General features: G+C 37.8%; 7 protein-coding genes and 1 pseudogene. 5 read left to right on the top strand and 3 right to left on the bottom strand.

Annotated features, from left to right (window positions below; all coding sequences use genetic code 11):
- Window positions 1–281: 281 nt before the first annotated feature.
- The 3 genes from GZA11_RS15575 to mgtE all read right to left on the bottom strand — a co-directional run bounded on the left by GZA11_RS15575 (window position 282) and on the right by mgtE (window position 3,675).
- Window positions 282–875, bottom strand: coding sequence for a DedA family protein (locus GZA11_RS15575; protein ID WP_038538731.1), 594 nt, complete (start codon window positions 873–875; stop codon window positions 282–284).
- A 128-nt stretch (window positions 876–1,003) separates the two neighbouring features.
- The gene (locus GZA11_RS15570) at window positions 1,004–2,185 is read right to left on the bottom strand and encodes an FtsW/RodA/SpoVE family cell cycle protein (protein WP_163184340.1); all 1,182 of its coding nucleotides are present in this window, start codon (window positions 2,183–2,185) and stop codon (window positions 1,004–1,006) included.
- A gap of 131 nt (window positions 2,186–2,316) precedes the next feature.
- Complete coding sequence (gene mgtE / locus GZA11_RS15565; protein ID WP_235925075.1) at window positions 2,317–3,675, bottom strand: magnesium transporter; 1,359 nt, start codon at window positions 3,673–3,675, stop codon at window positions 2,317–2,319.
- 295 nt (window positions 3,676–3,970) lie between these two features.
- Here mgtE and GZA11_RS15560 point away from each other — a divergent pair, with 295 nt between their 5' ends.
- The 5 genes and pseudogenes from GZA11_RS15560 to GZA11_RS15540 all read left to right on the top strand — a co-directional run.
- Window positions 3,971–4,747: a hypothetical protein gene (locus GZA11_RS15560; RefSeq protein ID WP_163184339.1), complete on the top strand. Its 777-nt coding sequence runs from the start codon at window positions 3,971–3,973 to the stop codon at window positions 4,745–4,747.
- Between the two features lie 209 nt (window positions 4,748–4,956).
- A complete protein-coding gene (locus tag GZA11_RS15555) occupies window positions 4,957–6,033 on the top strand; it encodes a D-alanine--D-alanine ligase (RefSeq protein ID WP_163184338.1) in 1,077 nt (358 codons plus the stop codon).
- Between the two features lie 107 nt (window positions 6,034–6,140).
- A complete protein-coding gene (locus GZA11_RS15550; protein WP_163184337.1) occupies window positions 6,141–7,517 on the top strand; it encodes a UDP-N-acetylmuramoyl-tripeptide--D-alanyl-D-alanine ligase in 1,377 nt (458 codons plus the stop codon).
- 351 nt (window positions 7,518–7,868) lie between these two features.
- Entirely contained in the window at window positions 7,869–9,287 is a 1,419-nt protein-coding gene (locus tag GZA11_RS15545; RefSeq protein ID WP_204317777.1) for a DEAD/DEAH box helicase, read from the top strand.
- Between the two features lie 234 nt (window positions 9,288–9,521).
- Window positions 9,522–9,732, top strand: a pseudogene (locus GZA11_RS15540) (reverse transcriptase domain-containing protein); the annotation flags it as partial.

Here is a 9,732-nt window from a genome sequence, read left to right as displayed (position 1 = left end):
ACGCTCCTCCATTTTTATCACCTGACAGCCTTTTAATCCTGGGATATTCATGATAGAATTCATAGTACACGCAACTCCATTCTTTTTGCTTGTTTCTGGACAATTCAAGTATAAAAGAATGACGGGGTTGCGTGTCTTTTTTTTTGACCAAAATTGTATGAAAACCCCAACATTTATTATAGAGCCTTATTGAAAACATATTCTAAACATGAAAAAACACCCATTACAAATGAACAGCCTCCATTGGTTAGATTAAATCTAACTAATGGAGGCTGTTTTTCTTAATCATTGTTTTTTCGTGTTTTTTTGATTAAAAAATAAATAGCTCCGAGTATAACTGCAGCGATAATGATAGGCATTACATACGGCTCGGCATATTCTTTAATATGAGACCAGTTGCTACCTAGCACTTTTCCTAAGTAAAGGAAAAGAATTGTCCAAGGAATAATCGCCGCAATAGTATAGATGGTAAATTTCCACGCTGACATTTTGGCAATGCCTGCTGGGATAGAAATGGCGTGTCTAACGACTGGAATAAACCTTGCGGAAAAAATAACGCCTGCCCCATATTTTTCAAACCAATGCTCGGCAATATCAATATGCTTCTTTTTAATTAGGACATATTTTCCGTATTTCTCTAAGAAAGGGCGCCCACCGTAATACCCTGCCCAATATAAGAAGAGCTGAGCTAGTGTTCCACCAACAGTACCAGCGATAACGGCTCCAACCCAGCCGATTTGTCCTTGAGAGATCATGAATCCCCCATATCCTAAAACGATTTCACTTGGAATGATCTCAATCATAAGTCCCAATGCGATTCCTAAATACCCCATTTGCATTAAAAATTCTAGTACAGTATAAATAAACTCTTTCATAATACACCTTCATTTATGTAAATATCTTAATCTATCTTATAATAGTTTGTTTTATAAAGAAATATATATAGCCTTTTTTCTAGAACATTTTTTAAGGAAATAAAGGCAGCAGCTTTGCTACCTTTAAGTCAAGAATTTATTGAGTTTTCTGATGAAAACATATATGAGCGATGATGATAACGAATGCTGTACACAAGTCCCATCGCAAACATATTTCCCATGAGCGAGCTACCTCCATAGCTGATGAACGGTAGAGGAATACCAGTAATCGGCAGTACTTGTATAGTCATGCCAATATTTTGAAACACATGGAATGTGATCATGCTGATGATGCCGGTACATACATACGTATTAAAATGATCGTTTGTATCCAATGAGATCTTAATCAAATGATAAATTAGTAAAAAGTATAGGCCGATGACTACACTGCCACCAATAAAGCCGTATTCCTCGCCAATTACACTAAAAATGAAATCGGTATGGGCTTCGGGAATATATACTTCACCGTTTTTAAAACCTTTCCCTGATATGAGCCCGGAACCAATTGCACTCAATGATTTCATTAAATGGTAGCTAGAGCCCGATGTATAGGTTACAGGGTCGATCCAAGAATATATTCGATAGAACTGATAGGTTTGGACATGAAGATACTTCTCAAGAATCTCCGGTTTTTTTAATACAAGATAAAAGATGACTGCAACGAGTGATGCACCTGCTCCGTAAAGACTAATAATAATTTTCCATGAAATTCCTGAAACGAGGATAAGCCCTGATAAAATGGAAATGATGACTAAGGCCGTCCCAAGATCTTCCCGGATGATCAATCCGAGCGGTACAGCGGTTACTAATCCTAACTTGAGTAATAAAAGAAAATCGGTTCTTAAAGTTTTTTCTATAAATTTTTCTTGATGGGATACGATTAACCGACTTAATGCTAATATCAAAAAGATTTTTACAAACTCCGATGGTTGAATCGTCCCTATGCCGGGAATGACAAACCAGTTTTTGGACCCATTTCTTTCTGGTGCGATACTTTCAGGTGCTAGAGCAAGGGTAACCAATAGGAAAATACCAAATCCATATAATATCCAGGCAAGTTTTTTATATTGATAGCTATCGATAAAAATAGAAACAGAAATAATTACAGCGCCGACAATGTACCAGAATATCTGCATGATGACAAAATTTTTGTCGCCGTATTGTCCAGTGGCTTGGGCACTGTAAATGGCTACACAACTAATTAGAAAAAAAAGAAATAATAAAAGCGTTAATGTCCAATCAAATCGATCCGTTTTTATATAGTTATTCATCGACCACACCCGATTTTTTACATTGAAGATATTTTTAGATTAGCAAATATTGGTTTACCCTACAAACTTTAAGGTAAATAATAACAGGCTCTACTTTACATAACGTTTGTTATCAACAAAAGGTTTCAACACTACATGAGATGGTTTATAAATAAGGTGGCAAGTCCAAAATAGGTCAATAATGAAAAAATATCATTTAAGGTTGTGATCAGCGGTCCTGAAGCAACGGCTGGGTCGATTTTTAAACGGTAGAGAATGATTGGAATGATCGTTCCAGCTAATGTACCAATTATCAATGTAAAAAACAGTGAACTGCCAACGACAAATCCTAAAATCAGACTCCCTTGCCAAATATAGGCGATAATGGAGATGAGAATGGCACACGTAAGACCAATCGAAATTCCAACGCCAAGTTCACGTGCGATTAATCGAAAGATGACTTTTTTATTAATATTATTATAGCTAAGCCCCCTAACTACCACCGCAAGTGATTGGGTTCCGGTATTCCCAGTCATTCCGGCTATCATCGGCATAAAAAACGTGAGAGCCACGACCTGCTCTAAAGTACTCTCAAAACTTGAAATAATTCTTCCAGAGATGACACCGATAAATAAGAGTAAAATAAGCCAGGGCAGTCTTCTTGCAGCAGCAACTAGTGTTTTTGTATCAAAATCAATCGATTTCCCTGTTGCTGAAAGTTTTTCAATATCTTCATTCGCCTCTTGAATCACGACATCAAGGACGTCATCGACAGTAATAATCCCTACTAAAACATGATTTTCATCAACAACTGGTACGGAGATAAAGTCATACCGCTCAACGGTTTTTGCGACTTCCTCCTGGTCAGTGTTTACCGTAACATAGATTACCCGCTCATACATAATATCATTGATTTTCTCATCTGGCTCTGCGAGGAGCAAATCACGGTAAGAGACAACCCCGGCAAGTTTTCGGTCTTCATCGATGACATATAAGTAGTTTAAGGATTCGGCGAATTCGGCAAAACTTTTCAGCTTATCGACCGCTTCACGGACCGTATAATAATTTCGGATCCAAACAAAGCGGTTGGTCATGATTCTTCCTGCTGTTTCCGGAGGATATCTTAAAATGCCTTTTACCGCACTTGATTCCTCCGCTTTCATCTCCGATAGAAGGGAGTCTATTTTTTCAGGAGATAGTTTATGGAGTAGGGTAGCTAGATCGTCATTATCCATAAGGTCAAGGACCTTGGTGGCTTTCTCTATGCCAAGTTTGTTTAATAAATCAAGTTGCTCGTCTTTATCCAACTCTTCCATTAGGTCAGCAAGAAGATCGTATTTTAAATTTAAGAGAAATCGCCCTTTGTATCTTTCTGGCAATTCCTTATAAATTTCGGCAACATCATAGGGCTGGAGTTCGTCTAAAATGGTTTCTAATTCGCTTTTATTATTTTCTAATAAGGTTTCTATAATAGATTTCCTAATTTCTTCTTGCGTCATATTTTTGATCATATTAGCACTCCACTCCTTCCCAAGCATATTAATATTGTTTTTCATCAAATCATAAAATGAAAATGATTTGTATACAGAATATAGTCCATAGTAGTATATGTCATTATGGAAAAATATCAAAAGGAAGAAAAATGACAATTTTATCATTCAAAAAATTCATTTGTAAAAGAAATGAAATAAGCTATTTTACCTATTTTTTGATAAAATGAGAACGTATTGGCTTTTCTTGTGTTTCCAGTTTTATTGAAAGGTTTTTGTGCATAGTAACAATGTATGTGATCGGAGGAGTTTGGCGTTGAAAAGGCATCATCAAGACATACGGGATCTTATATATGTTCATTTAAATCAAACAGATCAGTATGTAATTTCTTGCGGAATTGAATTTGCTGAATTTGCTACTGTTTTTTCTGATTCATTAAATCACCTATTACTTTTAAAGCATGGATTTGATGATGCTGAATTTAATATGCATACATTGCTTGAATACTGTCCGGAAGACCAAATAAGCAAATTGGCAGCAGAGAATGTTTATAGTTATGGTGACTTTTGTTGGATTGATTTTCTTGAAGAAGATGTGTTAAATGAACTATCAGGACAGGAAATGGCAGAATTATTGTATTTAGCCCACCATAAACATCATTTAAAGATACCTTTTTATAATAAACTTGGCAACCGTTTTGTTTATTTAGCTCATGATGATGGCTGGTTTAATAAAATTTATTATCGCAGTTTTAAAGATTTCTTTCTCCTGCTAAGTGAAGTGATCTCTTCAAAGCTAGGGGATTTGAAACCGGAGAAGTCATTACTTGGTTTACGAAAAAAACGAAATTATACACCGGTGAACAAGGAGATTCTTCTGTCACTTACACCATTTATCAAAGAAGGTATTTGTATTTCATTAAGAGATGCAGATGTGCAGCGTACTCGCGTTGAGATTCCAATCTGGGTAATAGGCGACTTTGATAATATGGACGACATGTATGAAGAATACCTACAGATGGCTCATGAATCATACCATGCCAAAATCATTTTTGATAAAAAAACAAAAGAATGGAAGTTAAATGTTGTTTAAATCTCTCCAAAAAGGAGAGATTTATTTTCTGAGGTAGGTCTATTTACATAAAAAAGGAATATAACAAAATTCGGTTATGATTGTTTTCAGGCAAGCTGTACGATTCATAAACTAAATAGAAAAAATTTATGAAATAGAGATGCCGAATTTCCTTTCCTGACAAGTAAAGTGATAAAATAAAACGTGAATGAGAAGATGGAGGTTTTCCTATGAAAACAAAACTTGGTTTGTTATATGGCGGAAAATCCGCTGAACATAAAGTGTCATTACAGACAGCTCTTGCTGTTATTAAAGCATTAGACCTTGAAAAATTTGAAATACATCCGATTTATATAAATATCGAAGGTCAATGGATTAAAGGACCGCAACTGACAGGTCCTATAGAAACAGTGAAAGAACTTGAATTTTCCGCTGGTACATCCTTATCACCTTTCTCATTGGCACCGACATTATTCCAAGCGTCAAAAGAAGAAGCTCCATTGGAAGTCATTTTTCCGCTGCTTCACGGACCAAATGGGGAAGATGGAACGGTACAAGGACTATTGGAATTAATGAATCTTCCTTATGTTGGGAATGGAGTGCTTGCTTCAGCTGCGGGAATGGATAAGGTAATCATGAAAAATATTTTTGCGCAGGCTGGTCTTGCACAAGTAAAATATGTTTCATTTATTAAAAGTGAATGGGAAAAAGCAAAAGAGGAAGCTTGTTTCAAGGTGGAATCCGAGCTTGGTTATCCTTGCTTTGTAAAACCTGCTAATCTTGGTTCTAGTGTTGGTATTAGCAAATGTCGTAATCGGGCAGAATTGGAAGAGGCAGTTGTTGAAGCTTTTCAATTTGACCGCAAAATCATTATTGAAGAGGGAGTTATTGCTCGTGAAATTGAAGTGGGCCTCTTAGGAAATGATGAGCCTGAATGTTCGATAGCTGGTGAAATTGTACCGAAAAAGGATTTCTATGATTATAAAGCAAAATATGAAGACGGTGATACAGCACTCATCATTCCTGCTGATATTACGGAGGAAGAATATCAGCAAATTAAAGAAATGGCCATTCGTGCTTTTAAAGCACTAGATTGCTCCGGATTGGTACGGGCTGATTTCTTCTTGACTAAGGACGGCAGAGTATTAATAAATGAAGTCAATACAATGCCAGGATTTACCCCGTTTAGCATGTTCCCATTATTATGGAAGCATTCAGGAGTAGAATATCCACAATTAATTGAACGTTTAGTTCAGCTTGCTAAGGAACGCCATGCGGAAAAGCAACAAATCAAACATACTTTTTAACGATACGATGTGTGAAATAAAATCGGCAAACAATATACCTAATATTGACACGGCTTACATGCCGTGTTCGTTTTATATGTATCTCTAGATAAGGAGGGGAACTTGACATGATTAAACGTTCCTTAAAGCAAATTGCAGAAATGATTACTGTAAGAAATGATTTTAAATCGGTTGAAGACGTTATGATTAATGGAGTCACGATTGATTCGCGTAAAATTGAGCCGGGGAATCTGTTTGTTCCATTGCGCGGAGAGCATGTTGATGGACATGATTATGTGGAGGAATCAATCCATAAAGGAGCAGCAGCTGCTCTTTGGCAAAAGGATGTACCAAATCCGCCGCTCCATTTGCCGATCTTAATCGTCGATGACTGTCTCAAAGCCCTCCAGGAATTGGCACGTCAATATCGAAAGGAATTGTCTGTTAAAGTGGTCGGCATTACAGGTAGCAATGGAAAAACCACTACAAAAGATATAACCGCCGGATTGCTATCTTTACAATATAAAGTGCAAAAAACGGAAGGGAATTTTAATAATCATATAGGTCTTCCTTTAACCGTACTCGGATTAGAAGAAGATACAGAAATTGCTGTACTAGAAATGGGGATGAGTGGTAGAGGGGAAATTGAATTCCTCACAAAACTTGCCTGCCCTGATGTGGTTATTATTACAAATATTGGAGAATCCCACCTGTTGGATCTAGGCTCTAGAGAAAGCATTGCGGAAGCAAAGTTGGAAATTTTACAGGGATTAAAAGAGGATGGTTTAGCTGTCCTGCATGGTGACGAGCCGTTATTAATGGAAAGAATCCAAATGTTCAAAGGGAAAATACAACTAAAAACCTTTGGTCGAAGTGAGTCAAATGATTTATATCCAACACAAATTATTCAGCTTGAAAATGGCAACAGTTTTAAAATTAATGCATCGGATACAGTGTTTCAGCTGCCTGTATTAGGAACACATAATATATTAAATGCTCTTGCTGCCATGTTGGCTGCCCGTTATTTTTCCATTTCCTTTGAAAAAATGAATGAGGGTTTCCGTTCAATGAAGCTAACTAACATGCGAATGGAGCTAGTGGAAGGAAGTCAGGGAGAGAAAATTATTAATGACGCTTACAATGCTAGCCCAACATCAATGATGGCAGCCATTGATTTGGTGGCAAACTTGCATGGGTATGACAAGAAAATTCTAGTCCTTGGCGACATGCTTGAGCTGGGTCCTGAAGAAGAGAAATATCATCATCAAATCGGATTAAGTTTAGATCGGGATAAAATTGACCTTCTTTTTACTTATGGAAATCTGGGAAAACACATAGCCAATGGGGCAAAATCCGTTTTAGGGGAACAGCGAATTTTTGCATTTACGGATAAAGAGGCTTTAATTCAAGAACTAAAACAGCATATTAATCCTAGCACTTTAATCCTTGTAAAAGCTTCTCGTGGTATGAAATTAGAGGAAGTTGTCAAAGGTTTACAAAAATAATTGCTGGTAGGAAATGCAGATTTGGTTCCGTTGATGTGTTGTGATAAGGGATGATTGGCCGCATAGATGTATGGATAAAAGAGTAGTTTGTACCCATTAGTTTTATTGCATAATATTTTTATTAATGGTATGATTATCACCAATATGTCTAAAAGGTAGTTAAAAAAGGCATACTCCTTTGGAGAATGTCTTTTTTTTGGTAAAATAAAGAGGTCATTTGATGCGTTTCGGAACAATAGATTCAGCATTAGCAATAAAAAATATTGTCAAATAGATGAAGGAGAATGAAAAACATTGACAAGGTTTGAAGATTTAGGCATTAGCCAAGCAACATTAAAAGCTGTCCTCCGTATGGGTTTTGAGGAAGCGACCCCTATCCAGGCGGAAACGATCCCATTGAGCCTACAAAATAAAGATGTGATCGGGCAGGCTCAAACAGGAACAGGAAAAACAGCAGCCTTTGGAATTCCGTTGGTTGAAAAAATAGATACAAGTTTAGAAGCTATTCAAGGAATTATTATTGCACCAACAAGGGAGCTTGCTATTCAAGTTTCGGAAGAGCTTTATAAAATTGGAGCGGGGAAACGTGTGCGAGTGTTGCCAATTTATGGTGGTCAGGATATTGGTAGGCAAATTCGTTCCTTAAAAAAATCTCCGCACATCATTGTTGGTACACCAGGTCGGATTCTTGACCACATAAAAAGAAGAACCATTCGTTTAGATCAGATTAAGACCGTTATTCTTGATGAAGCCGATGAAATGTTGAATATGGGCTTTATTGATGATATTGAAACCATTCTTGCAGGTATTCCGGAAGATCGACAAACATTGTTGTTCTCCGCAACCATGCCGGCTCCGATTCAACGAATCGCAGAAAAATTCATGAAGGATCCGCAAATTGTTCGAGTTAAAGCGAAAGAAATGACAGTTCCTTCTATTGAACAGTATTATTTAGAAATTCAGGAAAAAAACAAATTTGATGTTCTAACAAGACTTCTTGATATTCAATCACCAGAGTTGGCGATTGTTTTTGGACGGACAAAACGCCGTGTGGATGAATTATCAGAAGCATTGAACTTACGAGGATATACCGCGGAAGGGATCCATGGTGATTTAAGCCAGGCAAAGCGTTTGTCTGTTCTTCGGAAGTTTAAGGAAGGATCCATTGATGTTCTTGTCGCAACAGACGTTGCTGCACGCGGATTGGATATTTCCGGAGTTACTCATGTATATAACTTTGATATCCCGCAAGATCCAGAGAGCTATGTTCATCGAATCGGCCGTACAGGCCGCGCCGGAAAAACGGGTGTAGCAATGACATTTGTAACACCGCGCGAAAAGCCATATTTGTTTGTTGTTGAACGAACAACTAAACGGAAAATGGAAAGAATGAAGCCGCCAACCCTTGACGAGGCGTTGGAAGGTCAGCAGCGGGCAGTAGTTGATAAAATTTTGCAAACGATAGATTCAAACAATCTACAATATTACAAAGCGGCAGCGGAAGAGCTGTTAGAAACAAATGATGCAACGACGGTTGTAGCAGCTGTATTGAAGATGCTGACCAAGGAGCCTGATACAACTCCAGTTAAGTTAACGGAAGAAGCACCGCTTCCAGTTAAGAAGGAAAGAAAGTCATTTGACCGCGATCGCCGCAGAAGAGATGATTTTCGTGGCTACAACTCCGGAGACCGCAGAAAAAAAGCATCAATGAAACCGCGAGGAGAAAGAAGAACTGGCGCGAAGCAGAAATCAAAAAGCTATAATCATTAATTCCATTTAAAAAGCATGGACTTTTGGGTCTATGCTTTTTTTGTGTGCGCCCGGCATGGGTGTAATCTATAGGGTGAAAGTCCCGAGCTGCGAAGGCAGAAGTAGCAGTTAGCTTAACGCAAGGGTGTCCGTGGTGACGCGGAATCTGAAGGAAGCGAGCGGCAAACTTCTGATCTGAGGAACACGAACTTCATATGAGGCTAGGTATCACTGGGTGAGTTTGCACAACAAAACAAAACGGACATGGGAACGCCTCAAGGCGGCCCGCTCAGTCCACTTTTATCAAACATCATGCTTCATGAATTGGATAAGGAGCTGGAGAAACGTGGACATAAGTTTGTTCGGTATGCGGATGACTGTAACATCTATGTGAAAACAAAGAAAGCAGGAATTCGTGTCATGAACTCCATTACTAACTTTATTGAGAAGGAGTTAAAACTCAAGG

This window comes from Neobacillus sedimentimangrovi (assembly GCF_010614825.1).
Taxonomy (GTDB): domain Bacteria; phylum Bacillota; class Bacilli; order Bacillales; family Cytobacillaceae; genus Neobacillus; species Neobacillus thermocopriae.
This window is presented reverse-complemented; position numbering and strand designations above follow the sequence as displayed.